Genomic DNA, 17,580 nt, shown 5'->3' on the forward strand with positions numbered 1-17,580 from the left:
AAGTCCTCTCGGCTTTGCATGAGTCTTTTCCTTTCAGGTTTCGTCACCTTCAAGAAAAGGCCATGCGGGTCGGGAGGACAATCTATCCTGACAATTTACGGACTTTTAGCACTGTTGCTGACAATCCAGAGCTCACCGTCCAGGGGACGTGCCGGAAACCCTCTGGTGAACCAACCGGGTGCCCGATACTCATGACCGCCACGGGAAAGAAATCGCTCGCCAGTCCAGTATGCTCGCACCCCGTCGAGCTTTTCACTGACCCAGTAGCCGTCCAGCGGCATGCCCTTTTGATACACGTTGGCGAGTGTCAGCTCGGGCTGTTTCGCTACCGCCACGGGGGAAAACAGAAGGGAAATCAGCACCGGCAGCGCGGCGCTGAACAATCGAAACGGCATGGCAATTCCTTTGCTCTCAGTTGCTTTTTCCTACAGAGGTCAGACTTTCCTTTCCGCCCCTGGTCAGCATCCGCGTATTAGTCGTTTCCGCAGGTGCTCCTCACCTTTTCCCGGAAATCCTCACGAATACGGGTATTCTCGGCCTCATTGACATAAATCCGCTCGCCCTGATCGTTGATGTTGTAGAAGGTCGAAACGCTGGCAAGAAACTTGAGGCGCGCCCGAAGCTTTCTGCACAGCTCGGCTTGCTTCTCCGCTTTCTCTTCAGCCTTGGCATTCGCCGCCTGCCGCGCCTCACGCTCTTCCTGCTGCTGATCCAGAAAATCGGTCATCTTCTGATGCCGTTCCCTGGCACCCGCATCTACGCTGGCCGGGGCGGAGTGAACTTTAACTTCGCTTGATGCCGCTTTAGCCGGTGGACGGTCTCCGAAATGGGTCTGGCCATTGGCGTCAACCCATTTGTAGACGCCTGCGTTTGCGGAGAGGGGGATAAGCAATATTAAGATTACCATTGATTTCACAGAAGCTCCTTTTCGACCAAAACCTAGCATTCCATGTTGATCAGTTTTATGTGGTTGTTGATTCTTGCTGCAATAATGTTCAACTTTGCTTCAAAGAATGCCGGCAAGCGCAAGATACCAAAGATCTCAATTATATTCTTAGTAGTGTGTTTCCAGACGTTCAAATCGGTTATAAAAACCCCTTGCACCAAAAATCACACATAAAAAGCTAATCTAAACTACCTACTTCCTTTTTTGGGTATGCGACTACTATTACTTTTCGATGTTCCGGGGCAGCTTTTCTTGATGCGCGTTTCCCTGCATCATTGAAGACGCCTCGCCCTTCAAAGCTCACAGAACCGCTTGATATTCCCAACGCAAACAGGAAATCGGCGACCGATTTTGCGCGATCGAACGAAAGTTTTTCATTCTGCGCTTCCTCACCCAGTGGGTCTGTGTATCCCAGCAATCTGACAGCGAAATGAGATTCGCTGTCGATAATCTTGGCAATGGCTCTGAACTTGAGCTTCATCGTTTCTGTCAGCTCATGGCTACCCAACCCATACCCTGGAACAGGTAATTTCTGACCGAGATCGCTCTTTGACCAATGCGCCAAGACCGAGTCTGCGTAGTTCTGGATAGATCGTTCAATGTCCACGAGCAACGTCACTTCATCAAATGTAACCCGCACACTTTTACCGATTCTGGAAATGTGGGCGGAAAAAACGCGTTCCAATGGCCCATGTTCAGGGTAGGTAGCGGATATGTAGAACTGATCCGATTGCGCCCCATCTGCTTGATCGGGATAAAAGACGCTCCATCCCTTGATCGAGCCACATGAGCTACCTTCACAAGAAAACGCGATCCGATAACCCTCTTTTCGAAGAACCTTTTCAGCCAGGCTGAACGCGGTCAAAGAGCCAATATGGGATGGGAGATCCAGAACCCTTCTATCGATTTTTCCTTCGTAAATTCTGGATTTATCTGCCTTGAAACCTTCAGTCTCACCAGGCGAACTTGGGTACAGGTAATTCAACGTGCCCAGCACGAGCTCGTATTGACCAAAGTCTGTCTGCTGCCTCGAGTATTCATGCGCACCATCCAAGCCTTTATATAGTTGGCTTGATATCGACGCAGCTGAGCTGGGGGGCACAGAAAACAAACACGCGATTGCTGGAAAGAGCCTGAGTAAAATGATCCATTTCATGAAAGAAACTCCTTTTAAAAATGCGCGCCCAAAGACTACCAGCGGATTGGCGTTTGCATTCGAACCACACTCATAGCGCTGACAGGCAGATAATATGAGCTATTTATGAGGGATAATGCTCTGCACGCCCTCCAGTGAGGGTTTTTAGCGCCTGGTAGGCTCGCATAGGTCTGATAAATAAGATAATTTACAAATGGCACAATCATTTCGTAGCACCAATGCCCACGAATCTTTAGCAAATTCGCATCCTGAAGATTAATTCTCACAGTGCCTGTCCCTGCCTTCACAACCTTCTCCGAAGCGCTTCGCACGTTGAGATTATCGTTTGGCATCTGCTTGATTCGTCTCTCTCGCCTATTGTTATCGAGGTAGTGCTGGGCTCGCTCAAACTCTTTATAAATGGCCTTGGTCGGAGAAATAATGTCCACCTTACCGATTGGCGCTGCGGGTACCTTCATCGCTGCATACAAAGACGTTCGCCTGATAATCAGTTCCGAGTAGGTGGCATCCCTCAGATATAACGGGGCCATGGCCTCGGCCAGTTTTTTTTCCATTGCAGCCTTATTTGCGTGGGTGATCGAGCCCTCTCTCGCAGCCTGAAAAGTCGCATTGTTCATAGTGGACTTGGCGTTATAGAGGAAGCCCATCTGAATTATGCCAAGCGTTAGCATGAGCAGAATTGGCCACAACCACACGCTCTCTATGATGAAAGAACCTTGTTGCTTGAAGTGACGTCCTTGTCTCTTCATGGTTGCGCTTCCCGCCCTATTTCACCAAGTGTTCAATCAGTGCTTCCCGGGAACGAGCCAGTATTGCGGAACCAGGTGTATCACTCGGAAAGTAATGCTGTGCGTTGTCCAGAACAGCAAGACTCTGCTTGAGCCTCGTCAAGGAGAGGTTGCTCCAGCCACGAATATCGTCCGGACGTAGCTCTGTGCATTTTTCAAACATCCTGACCGCCGCCTCCAATTGGCCAGTCCGCACATAAATATTGCCTAACCGAAGCCACGGCTCATAAGAATCGGGTCGGATCCGAGACACTTTCCGGTAGGACGCCTCAGCCTCAGTGAGCAATCCCGTCTCGTACTGGGCAGCTGCTTTCTCCAACCAGAAAGCAAATTCTGAGTTCTCTTTCTTTCCGGGCGTGGATGCGCAGCCCGCAACGAGAAACATTACCCCCAAAATAAGAAGACGAAACTTCTGCACACTGGCTTTTAAACCCATATCAGGACCTTTACTGTTCAAAATTCAAGTATTCGCCAACTTTTAGAACCGGCGATACGACTTCACCCGCCTTTAATTCCAATACATATTTTGCACCCGGGACAAACAAGCAACGTCCGGACCGCACGTTGAAGTAACTGCGAATCAAGCGACGTTTTTTATCCAGAAAATACACGTCGATTTCAAAGGTCATGCCAATCGTGTGTATTGAGGAACACGGGTATATAAGGAGGCCATCGATCGTTCTCGCTAAACCTTCTTTCTTGAAACCCATGAGTCGTTTCATCCAAGTGTCGGCATGACCGATCGTTATGCAATAGCCATTCCCGGACTCCAACGTGGATCTTCGATACGTAGCGTCAAACAACACAAGTTTCTCTTCGGCTCGCCGGGTAAAGCCCTTTGAAACCGGCATTACATTTCATATAAAAATTTCATCGCAATCGGAAACCCGAGTACGATAAATGTCATCGGAAATATAAATGCCACCAAAGGGAAGATCAGTTTGACCGGCGCTTCCATTGCCATCTTTTCCGCGCGCTGAAACCGCTCCACTCGACGCTGATCCGCCTGAATCTTTAACGTTTCGCCCAAGCTACTCCCTGTTTTCTCTGCCTGTGCAACTGCGGTTACAAAACTGGTTATTTCCTTCAACTCCAGTCTTTCTGCCAGCGCGCGGAGTGCATCCACCCGATGCATGCCAGCCCGTATGTCCCGCATGACCTTTTCAAGCTCCAGTTTTAATGCCCCTGCAGGCCCTTTCTCGATTGCCTGGGTCATTGCGCCGGAAAGGTTCATTCCGGCCTGGACCGCCATTGTCAAAAAATCCAGAAAGGTTGGCAGTTGCTTCAATATCATTGTTTCTCGTTTCTTGCGCCGGTCCCTGAGGGAAAGAGAAGGCATAACCCACCCCACAATAAATGCGAGAGGCAGGTAAAAAGGGGTAAACGCCTCCAGAAGCCACATCATCAACGCAAAAACACCAGACGCAGAAATGGCCGCAAGAATCTTGAGCCCGACAAACTCATCCGCCGTCATCAAGTAAGCAACGCCTGACCGACGCATCTGCCGATAATAGTATTCAAGGACATCGGTAGGAAAACGCTCCCCCAGATAGAACGCAAAAACCCTCACCACAGGCCACATGACCCGCAAGCCGGCTGGTAAAGGGTCCATGTAATCACGCTGGGAGTCCGGAACAGACGATTTGATATTTCGTATCGCGAGAATGAAGAACGCGACTGCCAGGAAGGCGGCGACAAACAACATCGATTTCATGAGAGTCATTATCTGGGCCTCAGACATCAATGGTTATGATTTTTTTAATAAAGTGATATCCGAGGAGTTCGAAAACGATGATGACGGCGCAAACTCCCCATCCGACGGGATCTGTCCATAATCTGGACATGGCTGATGGCTCAATGTGATAGATGATCAAGGCAAGAAACAGAGGAAGTGCTGCCATCACAATTCCCTGATATTTCCCCTGTGCCGTGAGCGCCCTGATCTTCCCCTCCATTTCAAGTTTCCGTCTAATCGTCTGCCCAAGTCGCTCAAGCGTATCGGACAGTTGTCCTCCAATTTCCCGGGATATCTTGATACCTGATGTCACCAGGACCAATTCCTGCAGAGGCATCCGATCACAGAGATTATCCAGCGCGACCGGATACTCTGTACCCATTCGCAGTTCTTTCTGGAGCAGGCCGAACTCCTGTCTGATCGGTCCCGATATCTCGGCGAGAACAGTGTCCAGAGCGGTGGACATGTTGCCCCCGGCCCGCATGCTGTTTGCAAGGGCAAGAAGAAAGTCCGGCAAATCGGACAAAAACTGGTTGCGCCGTCGTGAACGGAAGAATCCATACAACCAACTCGGGAACCAGGCACCAGCAGTCGCTGCAATCAGGGCAATTACAATGGCTCCGCTAGCCAACCAGGCAATAATGAATACCAGCAAAAGCGAAACGATGTTTGCGATATAAAGCTTCTTGGGATCGATAAAAATGAACAGGTCTGAAAGGTTTGCTCGTGCAGCCTCAGTGAATCTCTCTTCGTATCGCTGGACACCAATTTTAATGTAATAAAAACAGATAGCCGCGAGCAGAAGGGCTAGCAGTGAGGAAGCAAAAACGGCAACCAATACGGTGTCAGACATGCCTGACTTCCTTTTCTTGATGATTTTCCGGCCGTCGATCGAAAATCGACAGGTCAACACGGGCTCCCTGTTCTGCCAGCTTTTCGTAGAACTCCGGAATAAGACCCGTTGCTTCGAACACCCCTCTGACCTTCCCATCACTTCCATAACCTGTCTGGCGGAAGCGAAAGATTTCCGCCAACTGAACCGTATTCCCCTCTATACCGGTCACTTCGGTAATCGATGTCACTTTTCGACTACCACAGGAGAACCGGGTTTGCTGCACGATAATATTTACTGCCGAAGAGATTTGCTCACGGATAGCAGCCAACGGCATCTCAAAGCCACTCATCATCACCAGGACTTCGAGCCTTGATACGCAGTCACGCGGAGAATTGGAGTGAATCGTTGTGAGTGATCCGTCATGGCCGGTATTCATGGCCTGTAACATATCCAGCGCCTCCCCGCCCCGGCACTCTCCCACCACGATCCGGTCTGGCCTCATTCGCAGGCAGTTCTTGACCAGATCCCGGATGGAAACGACGCCCTTACCCTCCTGATTAGCAGGTCTTGCCTCCAGGCCCACAAGGTTCGGCTGAACCAGACTCAACTCGGCCGCGTCCTCGACCGTAATGATTCGCTCAGAATCAGGGATAAAATTCGACAGCACATTAAGCAGAGTGGTTTTGCCCGATCCGGTGCCACCCGAGATAATCACATTTCTTTTAGCTTTCACCGCAATCTCGATGAACTCGATCATCGCAGCGCTGACGGATCCGAAATCAATAAGGTTTTGAGCTCTCAATCTTTCCTTGGCGAATTTACGGATAGTGATGCTCGGCCCTTTCAATGCGAGGGGAGGGATCACGGCGTTTACTCGTGATCCATCTGCCAACCTTGCGTCCACCATTGGCGAACTTTCGTCAATCCTCCGTCCCAATGGAGCGACGATTCTTTCAATTGCACTGATGACTGCCTTGTCGTCGCTGAATGTCACATTGGATTTTTTCAAGCGTCCATTCTGTTCAAAAAACAGCTGATCGGCCGAATTAACCATGATTTCTGTTATCGAGTCGTCGGCGAGTAATTCTTCCAGTGGCCCCAGCCCCACAGCCTCTGCAAGAGACTGCCTGGCAAGTTCTTCAGGGTCGATTTCCAGAGGCAGGTCCTCTGCGTCATTAACAATTCGATCAATTGCTTCCCCGATAACCGCTCGCAGCTCGCCGTCACTCAGGTTATTAACATCAATCCGTCGCAGATCAAGGAGCTTAACGAGCCGGTCTCGAACGCAGACCCGCCAGGTCGCATAGAGTTCTTCGTGCTCAGAGACACTGGACTTAGAGACTGCTTCCGACTCGGATTTGTTTGCGGAAACCGGTGAGAACAATCCGGTTTGCTGGCTTATGCCGGCAGTCTCGCAAGCAGAACTGCCTTGAGATCGCTTGCTGATAACCTGAAGAGCGTAATCTCCGATTACTATCGAGTCCTCAAGCTTTATGGGGCCATGAACGGAAACCTTGGCACCATTTACGATTACACCGGTTCTTGAAAAGTTATCTTCGATAAAAACGCCTTCTTCTCGCTCTGAAAGCCAGGCATGTACTCCACCGACCTTCCGTCCCTGAAGAACAATCATGTTGTCGCGGTCGCGTCCAATTCGGCATTTCTCCTCTGCGCAGTGGACCTTCTGAAGAACCTTGCCCCTCTTTGAAGCTACCTGTATCTCGAACATGGCTTAATCCATCAACGATTCGTTCAGTTTTCCATCCGCCCAGGGTTTGGACATCCGGCGCCCCAGTTCCAACAGCTCCCTGTTCTTCTGGCTGTCCGCTGATATCAGCTGCGGAGTCACAAACATGACAATTTCCGTTTTTTCCTCAATCGTTTCGGTAGATCGGAACAACGCGCCGAGAAAAGGAATGTCTCCAAGAAAGGGCATTTTTGTCGACTGGTCAGAGGTGTTGGCGGCCGCCAAACCGGAGATAACGATGGTTTCTTCGGCCTTGACGTTAATGACGTTCGCAACGTTTCTGGTCAACAGACCAGGCGTGTCTCCCGCCTGATTAGCACGATCTATGGAACTTACCTCCGCGGCGATGCTTGTCATGATGTTGCCCTCTCCATCGACTACAGGCTCGATTTCAAGGGCGATCCCGTAGGAGCGAAACTGGATGACAGGCCGGCCCAACTCATCAATCGTCTGATAGGGGAGCTCACCGCCAGAGTTGAATTCCGCTAACTCCCCACTTCGGGTCACCAGCTTGGGAGAGGCGAGAATCGACGCTTCGCCGCTTTCTGCCATTAAATCAATCTGGGAACCCAGACCACTACTCAGGCCGGCATAGCCATAGAAACTGTCTACTCCGGCGCCACCGACCGCAGTAAGAATCTCCTCAGAAAAATCATTTGCATCGGGAGAAAAAACGGCAAACCGTGAATTGGTCCCAAACGGCGCGTACAGTCCTACCGATGGCCCCGCCGCAACCTGGCCCCAGCGGATACCAAGTTGCTCGGCTGCTTTACGATTTACCTCAATGATCTGCACGTTCATCAACACCATGTCTTTCATGGTGAACGCTTTTTCCGTAGTCAGATCGAGGCTTCCCGGTAACGCAGCTGAAAGCTGGGTGACTCTTTCTCTGTCCTCAGGAGAAATCTCGCCCTCGAAGATCAAAACTCCGTTTACCTGCTCCAGTCGAAGATTGGGGATCCTCTCTGCAAATTCCCGCGCAGCCCTCAAGGCTCGGGAGAGGTTTTGCTGGAAAACCGTCACAACGAATCGTGTCCTTCGCTCACCGGCCGTCCAGACTTCCACCGTGCTCTCGCCGACACCATCGGCAATAAAAAGCAATTGGCCGTTATCCAGTGCCCGATAATTAACGACGTCGGAATTTCCAACAGCCACTCTTTTCACGTTTGCCAGATCAAAGACACGCACTTGACCGACAAACATTGATACATAGGTCGTTTCGGCTGCGGTAAGAGAAGAAACCTGAAATCCGAGAATTAATACCAGCAGCAATCTTCGGGCTAACAGCTTTTCCAGGTTGATTATCATGTCAAACATCCTTGTCACTCCGACACAATTGCATGCTGGTTGAGAACCGAACCGACACTGCCTCGGAATTTCTGAGCCAACCGGTATCGATCAATGCCACCGTTGGATTCACCTGGCTCGAGCATTTCATATCGAGCCTCAAGCAAACCGTTCTCCGCTTTCCCCCCGATGCTTTCGATTCCTGCCGCATCCGACTTCAAGCCTCTGGATCCACCCGGGTAGGATGCAACGCTCTGATCGTTCGGATGACGCAAAAGGATATTGAGCGTTTCCTTTTCGCGAGCCATAAGAATTTCGGTGACCAGATAAGCGGGAACAGCAATCGTGATGGTTCCAAAGAATGGCTCCTCCGGGTAAACACCATTGGCCTTGGCGTATTTGGCGTCAATTCTTGTCATGGTGCCTGTTGCCAAAACCTGGACTTTTTCCATCAGGCGTCGGAGCACATAGTCTTTAGAGTCAGAACTTGCTCCCTCCAGCTCACCTGAAATCACCAGGTCAATAAAATCGCCGGCTTCGAGCATTCCGGCCACGGCATTGAGTTCATCGACAGGCAACGTCATAGCCCGCCAACCCTTTTTTAGCTGCGCGGAAAAACTGGATTGATGACTCAGGCCTGAGATGTAGGACTTCAGCAAAGGTCGCCCGGGGTCGAGAGGAACAAGAATGGTCTTCTCCGCGTATAACTCGAACTCTTGAGGAGCTATCGCGTCCTGAGGCAAGTATTTCTGTGGAATATCGGCGATGGCCATATTATCGAGGGTGATCGATTCACCGGGACTGACAGCCGTACTGGCAACCACCACTTCAACGGACGGCCCATCCATTGATGCAGCGGCTTGCTGCAATTCCGCTTCACGAGTGTTTAGGTAAGAGAGTGTGCCCCAACCGGCAAGTCCGGCAAAAAGCAGAGCGAGCAGCACTAGGCCGCCTGTTTTAAGAAAACCAGCCATTAAACAGTTCCATCCTTGGCAAACTACGAAATATTCCCTTCTACAATGGGTAAGACATACCCCAGACGTAATGGTGATGACTATCCTTGAATCCCTGGATCATCATTTCCATCACAGATTCATTCTGACCCGGTATCGGCACAAACAACATTGCCACTGTCACAATCATGACAACGAGGTATTCTGCGGTTGAAGCCCCAGACTGATCTGAACGAAAAAATTTCCGGTCGGCTAAGCATTTGCCACGAAGCATCCTGTGCTCCCAACGCTTAGTCATAGCTTTCCACCAATACCCCATAACTCTCATTTTCAAACCGATTGAAAACGATACTGATTTCACCGCTGCCTTTATTCATCAGCAGCAAAGCCTTATTTCTATCCGCCGGCAATTCCGAGAGCTCTGCCCAGCCATCGGCTAAGTAGCGATTCCGGTAGAAATTGTAATTCGCTTCGATCGACTGGGAGTTCTTGAACTGTATTACTCGCCCGCGCTTGCCGGCATCGTCAGAAAACACATCTGACAGAATTTCCGATCCCGCGGGCTTGGCAAAACCATCCGCCTGATAACCGACCAATTCCATCGGCCTGGATACCGCAAGAAACCCTTTTGAAGATCCCATTGACGATTCCACGACCTGAACTGTGTAGAGGTATGGATCCTCCGATCGGCTGATAACCTGCCAACCTCCAGCTTCCTCTTCGATAAACCCGGGGCTGTCGGGGACCGCCGGTTTTTTCCATTCTCGACGATAGTAACTCAGTACCTCCTCAGGTGGTTGAGCAGTGGAGAACTCCCAGATTTTTGTTGGCAGGCCGTTGATACGCATATCCTCGCCCACAATGACTACGCTGACACTTTCCGGAGAGGGAAACTCAGGCCATTCCATTGCTGATGCTGGCATCCACACTAGAGCTGGAACACCCCAGATAACCACTGTTCTCAGTGCCCGATAAACCCACGTTCGGTAAAGGCTTCCTGATAGAGGGAGTTGTCTGATCAACATGACTGCCGCCCCCTAGCCTTCGCTAAGCGGTGGCACGGTAATCTATCCACATCGATCTTCCCCAGTTCCAGTTTTCTGAAATCTTTAAATCGCGCCAAACCAGACAGCTTACCCAAGGCTGACGCAATACCAAGATTTGAAACCAGACTGGTTGCAACGATGCCATCAATCGAATCCTCAATGCGCGCGGGGGAACCCGCATTCCAGCTTTCGGTGAGGAGCGTATTTGTGCTGCTGCTCGAAATAGCTTGCCAGCCGAAATCCAGTGCAGGAATCCAATCATGCTTCCAGGTTAATGTGGATGTCTGGAGCCCTTTTTCATTGAGATCCAAACCGAAGGCGACAACTTTGCCGAGTGCCCCTGCGACGCCACCACTGGCAGCTTTGGCGTCACTGAACGAAAAAGCCTGTAGAGCGCCAGACTCCTCCTTGAAGACCGGTCGCCGAATGCCTGCCCCCATATTTACACTCAACATAGGGTCAAGTTGACGGCCGCTTGGGGCAACCGTTCGGCCATCTTCACGACTATCGATGGGGCGTTCGGGCTCGCCCAAAACTCGCGCAACCGTCTCGTTCAGAACAACAGTGTTCACTTTTTGATGTGGGCTATTTCCAGCCGGCGACCATACTGTACGCTCCCAGGCAGCGTATCGAGCCGCTTCCTGCATCTCGTGCTGGGTATTGCCGATTTTCATCAGGAAAACGGTTCCAAGGGCCAGGGGCACTAGTACAAAACCTGCCACAACAAGAAACTCGGCCAAGGCCTGCCCTGATTGATCCCTATGCCCTCGGCATTCTGTTGTTTTCATCGATGTCACTCCCTGACATTGAAGATTCTCAAAAACTATAGAAGGGTTGCCGCCAGCCGTAACATCCGGTTCTTATCCTCAAGCTTAGACAGGCGTGGCTGCCAAAACGGATTGTAGAGGTTGCCGTATTCCCTCAAACGATCTGATCGGCGAAAAACGTTTATGCCATTCGGCCGAGAAAAGTAAGGGACGGCCTGACTCAATGCAGACAATCTGTTTTTATGCAATCCACCAGCGCCCTCAACATCGAGATTGCTGGAGCCGCTGCCAAAGTCGGTGTACTTGGACGTCCTGACGCCACTGTTTCCGTGAGGTTTCGTCAATAGTACTGCGACGCCTGGTGCTTCACTGATCAGACCGTCCTCTTTGATATCGTAGAAAGCACGCAAGCCATTAAAGACACCAGTCGATCCATTTCGATTGAACTCCAATGCCGCCAAACGAGAGGCCCAACGGTTCACTCTATAGGAGTTCGCGTAGCGGTTTCGGCCACCCAATCCCCTGAAAAAATCAAATGGTCGCTCCCCACCAGTGGCCGCAGCCCCCCAGGCGACAGGCAAGAATTCTCGCCAGGAGCGCCAACCGCATCCACTTGTCCAACTGCAACGATAATAGCTTCCATGAAAAGCCATAGTATCCATCGCTGACCAAGTGTAATAGTTGCCGTGTTCATCCGGCTTCCTGGAGCTCCCGGTCAGTTCACTGCCACCGGTTTTCTGTATCTTGACTCGGAAATCAAACGGAATGTAGACCGTTCCCATCCAATTGTAGGTTCTGTTTCTGGAGAACCCGTCCCTTGAACGCAAAGTCACCGAACGAAACTCATCCATACGGTTTTTATTTTCGGTGTACTTCTGCCGGCTGCGAGATCTCAATGTCCTTGTGACTTTTTCCGGGCTGTACCTCTGAGTGAAAGACTCATGGTTCTTAAGATATCTTTGAATAAACAATGAGTGCTGAAGGGTAATTGACCGATCAACATCGGGATCATTTTTTTTAACAACATTAGTAAATATTTCTCGCGCCATTAGTACTGTGCCGAGATGATGTATTTGTTGAGCGTTGCTGAGTTGTTGCTCTAGAAAATTGATACCGAAAATAACTACGTTGATCGCGCTATCCAACCCTCGAACTGCCGATGAAACAGCGCTTGAGATCCCCGCGAAAACTGCCCGAAGAGGCGGGAAAAAACTTGTTATATGAGACAGGTTGCTCACAAATCGATCAATAAACCTGGCCCAAGAAACTATGCTGATCGATTGCGCGATGGCGACCTGATTGGCAACCATAGCCCTATTGGTGTAAGCCTTAAAGTTAAGATCTCTGGACTCAACCGTTGCCACACTGAATGCCGCAGCATCGGATGTATTTTGCAACCGAGTCTTCTCTGAAGAAATACGACTAGCATTGAACGAGTAACTAATAATGAGCGCCAATAAAGCCAACAACGAGAGATAATAAACGAGGATACTCCCGCGTTGTTTCAAAGAATTTATGTTAGCTAAAGATCGGTTCTTGAGGCTTTTTTTTTCACATAACAACACATCAGACATCGCATGCTTTTCCATCTTCTGATTGATAGTTCACATGGATCAAAGTGCTGCCATTAATAACAAAAAGTGGATCTGTACTCTCGAAAACCCAGACTCCGGCACCATTTTTTACATCCCCGTGTTCATAAATGGCACAACTGGGATGCCCTTCGATCTCCAGATCTTCAACTCTCTGATAGATTGATGAATCTAATACTGAGCGATAGAAAGTACATACTTGTTCAACTGATTGCTTGCTTCTGATTCCGATCGTGCAGTCGGAATCTCCACCACCGCCAACAAATACGCCACCTGGTGCGAGTGGGATCGGAACATCCGAGGCTGAGGGCATTTTAACGCTCGCATCGATTTCCGAGAGTGGCGTGCCATCAGCAAAAACACCCCACTGCGCATACGGCTCTGCCACAGCAGATGATGAAACCAAGATGCCAATGGCGATCAGTAATCGCGCAGCCTTCATAATAAATCCCCGAAGAAGTTTTATGATGGTCGGGGACTGCCTTGACAGCCCCGAATATATCGCAGCAGCCTCTACTTTTGATTCCCGTCGTAGTAATTGGACAGATCTTTTTTGGTCTTGGCTGCCGTCTCCGCATTATCTGCAGAGGTTTTTGCCGCGTCCCTGGCACTCTTACCAGATTCGCCCGAAAGCTCATTGGCCAAACCGGCCATTTGCTGACGGACGGTATCGCCGAACAGACGATAAACGCCGATAGCCGCAACAGCGATGAGTGCCACGATGATGATGTATTCAGTCATGCCTTGACCGCGAATGCGGCGAATTCTTACCGATTGCATAAAAATCTCCCTGAAAAACCATTAGTCCATTAGGCAGCCAGTCAGTAGCAGCGGTATTACGGATCCATTGCCAAGGCTTTGCGGCCGACATAATCCGTGACACACGAGGGGCTATTGGGGGAACAGTGCGAAGAGAAAACCGTAAGGTAAGATACCCTAATCCGTAAGGGCAAAACTCGACTCACTTCCATGTGTTAGCCTGCTGACGTCCTGATCAGCTTGGAAGAAGACTACTCTGCCATCTCTAAACCGTCAATATTCCGTTCACGTTTATTAAAAAACCGAGAACTTAACCACATTAGCCAGTTCTTCGGCGTGCTTGCTGTTTTGGCCCGAGGGCGCAACATCATTAAAGCCTGCGAACCAGCTCGACACGCCGATTAAGACGTTTCCCTTCTTTCGACTCATTACCAGCCACCGGAGCATAAGGCCCAACGCCGGCCGCGGCCAGTCGTCCACTCTCTACCGAGTACTGGGCGGTGAGCACCTCGGCAACCGAAGCCGCCCGTCGGCCGGAAAGGCTCAGGTTATAGTCGCTTTCTCCAGTGTCATCCGTGTGCCCCACTACGTATAGATCCAGCTCGGGGTGGGAAGTCATCAGTTCCGAAATAGCCTCCAGGGCCTCAGCGGAGTTTTCCTTTACTTCAGCTGAATCCGTATCGAAATAGATTCCATAAACAAGCGCTTTACCTGATCGCTCGATTTCCTGGTAGAGCTGATCCGCATTGACCTCAATCAGGTCGTTCTCAGTGCCCGTCTCTTCAATGACAACCTGCTGCAGCCAGACTTCGCCTTCAAACCCACCCGCGTATATTCCGACCACAACGCGCCCTTCCGCAACCTCACGGCTGGCAATCAGGTAGTGAGGGTCTCGAAAATAATTCTCAACATCGCCGGTGACTGCAAGACGCTCGCCCAACGCTTCCGAAGCATCGTCTCCACCACATTCAGCCTTTTCACAGGCATACTCCAACGTAAAACCGAGCTTTTCGATCGCCTCGAGATAATTTTGAAACACCTTCAGCGTTGAAACGTTCTCTATCTGATAAGAGTGTTGAGTGATATCGCCAGTCAGGTCCAGGTTTTCAGACGCGACCCCCTCGGAGTTCAGAACGGTGAGAGGAAGCGACATTTTCTCGTACTCAACCGTTCGGGATCGGTAAAGTCGGGCGCCTGGGTATCGCGCCATCATGGGGTGATCCTGCTTCTTCTCTTCGGCTGTTCGCTGATCTCCAGTGGCCGCATCCTTGTGCGCGCGAGACAGGTACTCTTCGGAAACGGAAATCAGGGTGTTCTGGCGGGGCACCTCTTCTACAACGACCTGCTGCACCCTCACGTCACCGTCAAAACCTCCCACGAAAAGGCCGACATGCACCATGCCCTGCGCGCCAGAGAGGCTTGCCCGGAGGAAATACGGTTTACGATAAAAGTTACTGCCGAAGTAGCTGACACCAGCCACGCTCGCGGCAAGCTCATGCAGGCCTGAATCCTTATCTCCACACTCATCCAATTCACAAACCGATACCAACTGTGCACCCGATTCCTTGAGTGCACCTCTGTAGTTTTCGAATACCTTCAGCGTGGAAACACTCTCAATTTCGTAAACTATTCTTGTGAGATCACCAACCAGGGTATCGATGTGCAAATTGCCTCCAGCGTCTAGGGGCCCCGTTGGCAGGTCGACTTTCTCGTATTCGGTATAAAGCCACTCATCGATTTCTGCACCTGGATAGCGAGTCAGGAGCGGATGGTCTGGCTCTTCGGCGATCACTAATGGAGCAAAAAGAGAAAACGTCAGTAGGAAAAGCACTCTCAGAAACATGAACATTCCTTATTCAGCGTCAAGAAAGGCTGCCGATCCGGGCAGCGGCACGGCACATCATGTCACCACGCTCCCATTCGAGCAAAGCAGTGATCTGGCTGGAGCAGAGTTCTGAGACATGGGGCGTGTTTAAGGAAGGGCCAGCTTTCTGGCGATGGGGAAATATTGTAGATTATCCTCTCGCGCCGGTTTTGCTCTCCGGCTCGTAAAGGACGAGAACTACACATCCACAGAAAGAAGGAACTTTCGATGCACACCCATGCACCTCGCACGGATATCCACCGCCGTTGCCTTCAACTTTCAATGGTATTTACGCTGTGGCTGCTGGTCATGCCAGCCATGGCCGACAGCCTCAAAAGCTCTACCATTAAATCGTTTATGGCCAGCCAGCAAGAAGTCACTAATCTTCTTGACCAAATTGCGGGAAACCAGGCAACAGACTTCTCAGACGATGATGAAGACTGGAATATGGATTTCACCAGCGTATATTCGGGTTTCGTAGACGAACTCAGCAACCATCCACCCACTCTCAAAAAGGTCAGTAACGTGGTTGAGAGTCACGGCTTCGAGAACCTCGAACAGTGGAGCCGGATTGGCGACCGTATTTTCACGGCGTACATGGCAATCGACATGGAAGGCCAGCCAGCAGTTGATACAGGAGCAATGGAAAGCTACATGGCTTCACTTGAAGAGGGTCTGCCTGAAGCCGACATGCGAAACATCCGTACAATGATGGAAGGTGCCATCAGCTCCAGTGAAATGGCTCGCAACGCCCCCGTCAGGGATATTGAGGCAGTGCGGCCCCACATCGCTGAGGTGAGGGCACTTTATGAAACAGAAGCCAGATAGAGGAATCGGATATGAGTGACCTGAAAACCCGCTTCGACGAAGCCGTCAACTACATCCAGACTGCCGAGGGCGATTTCAAACCCTCCAACGAGATGAAACTGGAATTCTATGCCCTCTACAAACAGGCCACCGAGGGCGATGTGTCCGGCAAGCGTCCGGGCATGATGGATTTTGTCGGCCGCGCCAAGTTTGATGCCTGGGAGAAGCTGAAAGGCATGTCCAGCGATGAGGCCATGCAGAAGTACATCGACAAACTCGAAGCCGTGAAGTAATCGTGTTTCCAGCCCAGACTCTGGTCATAAAATGACCAGAGTCAATCTTCCTGAATTTTGCTTTGCGCTCGTAAATTGCCTGTCATAAGATGCGCGCAAAATAACAATACAAATTCATCAGGAAGAGTAATTTATGGACATCACCGAGGCGCTGGAACAATCCCAGCCAGGCCTTGTGGGCCGGGTCAAGGACGCAATCCACAAGCACAAGCTCAATCACCGCTCAGAGCAAACCTACCTCCACTGGATCACCCGATTCGTGCTGTTTAGCGATCTGAAAGATCCGGATGCGCTTGCCAACGAAGACCGCCAGCGGTTTCTGGAGTACCTCACCAATGGTATGCGAGTATCCCGGGCGCGGTTTAATCAGGCCAGCCAGGCCCTGACATTTTTCTATGAGGATGTACTGGGTAAGACGTCCGCCGGGGACAACGGCTGCGCCGCAGCCTGATAATCTGCCTCAGCGCTCGTTCATATTGATGTTCAGAGCGTCGTAGGTGCGGTTCTCGGGTGGACGGATCACGTAGTTGTTGCTGTGGGTCTGCCCGGGAATGGATTTGGGATTGCTGAACCGGAACTCCACCGGAATCTGGGAACGGCCAAGGTCGGTACGGCTGTCACCGGGGCGAAGGCCCAGCGGATCCAGGTAAAAATCGTCCTCAACCCGGGGCTTCAGCGGCACACCCGCAGCCGGGGCCGTCAAACCACCTTCGATCACCGTGTTGGCCAGGGTCTCCTCTTCCATGGAACTCAGGGGGATGGTGTCGATGGTCGAGCGCTCCTCGTACTGAAACGCACTGTCCTCACCGTCGCCCTGCGCAAACGCGCCGCCCGTATAAACCGGAACCACTAGCAGCCCCGCCAACACCAGCGGTGTGCCCACCCTGCTCTGAACGCTCCTGGCGTTTCCACGCATACCCATGGCTTTTCCCCAACAGACTATCCTGTCTGCGTACAGTTTTGACAAATTTTGATCAGTCTATCGACAAATCACACAACCTGCCC

At 51.0% G+C, this 17,580-nt stretch carries 20 protein-coding genes and 1 pseudogene; 3 read left to right on the plus strand and 18 right to left on the minus strand.

The window, feature by feature from the left end:
* Positions 1-122: 122 nt before the first annotated feature.
* The 17 genes and pseudogenes from MDHKLMBL_RS12170 to MDHKLMBL_RS12250 form a co-directional block, all read right to left on the minus strand.
* Positions 123-395 (minus strand): annotated as a pseudogene (locus tag MDHKLMBL_RS12170) (DNA ligase); the annotation flags it as partial.
* Between the two features lie 77 nt (positions 396-472).
* Positions 473-907, minus strand: coding sequence for a DUF4124 domain-containing protein (locus MDHKLMBL_RS12175; protein WP_241956227.1), 435 nt, complete (start codon positions 905-907; stop codon positions 473-475).
* Between the two features lie 217 nt (positions 908-1,124).
* Entirely contained in the window at positions 1,125-2,102 is a 978-nt protein-coding gene (locus tag MDHKLMBL_RS12180) for an OmpA family protein (RefSeq protein ID WP_104270899.1), read from the minus strand.
* A 35-nt stretch (positions 2,103-2,137) separates the two neighbouring features.
* Positions 2,138-2,851: a TadE family protein gene (locus MDHKLMBL_RS12185; RefSeq protein WP_104270900.1), complete on the minus strand. Its 714-nt coding sequence runs from the start codon at positions 2,849-2,851 to the stop codon at positions 2,138-2,140.
* 16 nt (positions 2,852-2,867) lie between these two features.
* The gene (locus MDHKLMBL_RS12190; protein WP_104270901.1) at positions 2,868-3,326 is read right to left on the minus strand and encodes a tetratricopeptide repeat protein; all 459 of its coding nucleotides are present in this window, start codon (positions 3,324-3,326) and stop codon (positions 2,868-2,870) included.
* 10 nt (positions 3,327-3,336) lie between these two features.
* On the minus strand, positions 3,337-3,741 hold the full coding sequence (locus MDHKLMBL_RS12195) for a DUF192 domain-containing protein (RefSeq protein WP_104270902.1): 405 nt from the start codon (positions 3,739-3,741) through the stop codon (positions 3,337-3,339).
* On the minus strand, positions 3,741-4,613 hold the full coding sequence (locus MDHKLMBL_RS12200; protein WP_241956228.1) for a type II secretion system F family protein: 873 nt from the start codon (positions 4,611-4,613) through the stop codon (positions 3,741-3,743). The genes MDHKLMBL_RS12195 and MDHKLMBL_RS12200 overlap by 1 nt, the downstream gene beginning before the upstream one ends.
* 10 nt (positions 4,614-4,623) lie before the next feature.
* Positions 4,624-5,478: a type II secretion system F family protein gene (locus MDHKLMBL_RS12205; protein ID WP_158254284.1), complete on the minus strand. Its 855-nt coding sequence runs from the start codon at positions 5,476-5,478 to the stop codon at positions 4,624-4,626.
* Positions 5,471-7,189, minus strand: coding sequence for a TadA family conjugal transfer-associated ATPase (locus MDHKLMBL_RS12210; protein WP_104270904.1), 1,719 nt, complete (start codon positions 7,187-7,189; stop codon positions 5,471-5,473). Before MDHKLMBL_RS12210 ends, MDHKLMBL_RS12205 begins: the two co-directional genes overlap by 8 nt.
* A gap of 3 nt (positions 7,190-7,192) precedes the next feature.
* Positions 7,193-8,515, minus strand: a complete 1,323-nt coding sequence (locus tag MDHKLMBL_RS12215) for a type II and III secretion system protein family protein (RefSeq protein ID WP_158254285.1) — start codon at positions 8,513-8,515, stop codon at positions 7,193-7,195.
* Positions 8,516-8,529: 14 nt separating this feature from the next.
* Positions 8,530-9,468, minus strand: coding sequence for a Flp pilus assembly protein CpaB (gene cpaB, locus MDHKLMBL_RS12220; protein ID WP_104270906.1), 939 nt, complete (start codon positions 9,466-9,468; stop codon positions 8,530-8,532).
* Between the two features lie 269 nt (positions 9,469-9,737).
* Positions 9,738-10,355, minus strand: a complete 618-nt coding sequence (locus MDHKLMBL_RS12230; RefSeq protein ID WP_104270908.1) for a hypothetical protein — start codon at positions 10,353-10,355, stop codon at positions 9,738-9,740.
* A gap of 110 nt (positions 10,356-10,465) precedes the next feature.
* The gene (locus MDHKLMBL_RS12235) at positions 10,466-11,281 is read right to left on the minus strand and encodes a TadE/TadG family type IV pilus assembly protein (RefSeq protein WP_104270909.1); all 816 of its coding nucleotides are present in this window, start codon (positions 11,279-11,281) and stop codon (positions 10,466-10,468) included.
* A gap of 35 nt (positions 11,282-11,316) precedes the next feature.
* Positions 11,317-12,834, minus strand: coding sequence for a pilus assembly protein TadG-related protein (locus tag MDHKLMBL_RS12240; RefSeq protein ID WP_158254286.1), 1,518 nt, complete (start codon positions 12,832-12,834; stop codon positions 11,317-11,319).
* Positions 12,827-13,294: a hypothetical protein gene (locus MDHKLMBL_RS20810; protein ID WP_146083414.1), complete on the minus strand. Its 468-nt coding sequence runs from the start codon at positions 13,292-13,294 to the stop codon at positions 12,827-12,829. Before MDHKLMBL_RS20810 ends, MDHKLMBL_RS12240 begins: the two co-directional genes overlap by 8 nt.
* Before the next feature lie 71 nt (positions 13,295-13,365).
* A complete protein-coding gene (locus MDHKLMBL_RS12245; protein WP_104270911.1) occupies positions 13,366-13,632 on the minus strand; it encodes a Flp family type IVb pilin in 267 nt (88 codons plus the stop codon).
* A gap of 349 nt (positions 13,633-13,981) precedes the next feature.
* On the minus strand, positions 13,982-15,454 hold the full coding sequence (locus MDHKLMBL_RS12250) for an OmpA family protein (protein WP_158254287.1): 1,473 nt from the start codon (positions 15,452-15,454) through the stop codon (positions 13,982-13,984).
* Between the two features lie 249 nt (positions 15,455-15,703).
* On the opposite strand from MDHKLMBL_RS12250, the gene MDHKLMBL_RS12255 reads away from it, so the two are divergent.
* The 3 genes from MDHKLMBL_RS12255 (at position 15,704) to MDHKLMBL_RS12265 (ending at position 17,026) form a co-directional block, all read left to right on the plus strand.
* Entirely contained in the window at positions 15,704-16,303 is a 600-nt protein-coding gene (locus MDHKLMBL_RS12255) for a hypothetical protein (protein WP_104270913.1), read from the plus strand.
* Between the two features lie 11 nt (positions 16,304-16,314).
* A complete protein-coding gene (locus MDHKLMBL_RS12260; protein ID WP_053113256.1) occupies positions 16,315-16,575 on the plus strand; it encodes an acyl-CoA-binding protein in 261 nt (86 codons plus the stop codon).
* Positions 16,576-16,708: 133 nt separating this feature from the next.
* Positions 16,709-17,026, plus strand: a complete 318-nt coding sequence (locus tag MDHKLMBL_RS12265) for a site-specific integrase (protein ID WP_053113257.1) — start codon at positions 16,709-16,711, stop codon at positions 17,024-17,026.
* 9 nt (positions 17,027-17,035) lie between these two features.
* On the opposite strand, the gene MDHKLMBL_RS12270 is transcribed toward MDHKLMBL_RS12265, so the two are convergent.
* Positions 17,036-17,497, minus strand: a complete 462-nt coding sequence (locus MDHKLMBL_RS12270) for a hypothetical protein (protein ID WP_053113258.1) — start codon at positions 17,495-17,497, stop codon at positions 17,036-17,038.
* Positions 17,498-17,580 lie beyond the last annotated feature (83 nt).

Source organism: Marinobacter flavimaris (assembly GCF_002933295.1).
Lineage (GTDB): Bacteria > Pseudomonadota > Gammaproteobacteria > Pseudomonadales > Oleiphilaceae > Marinobacter > Marinobacter flavimaris.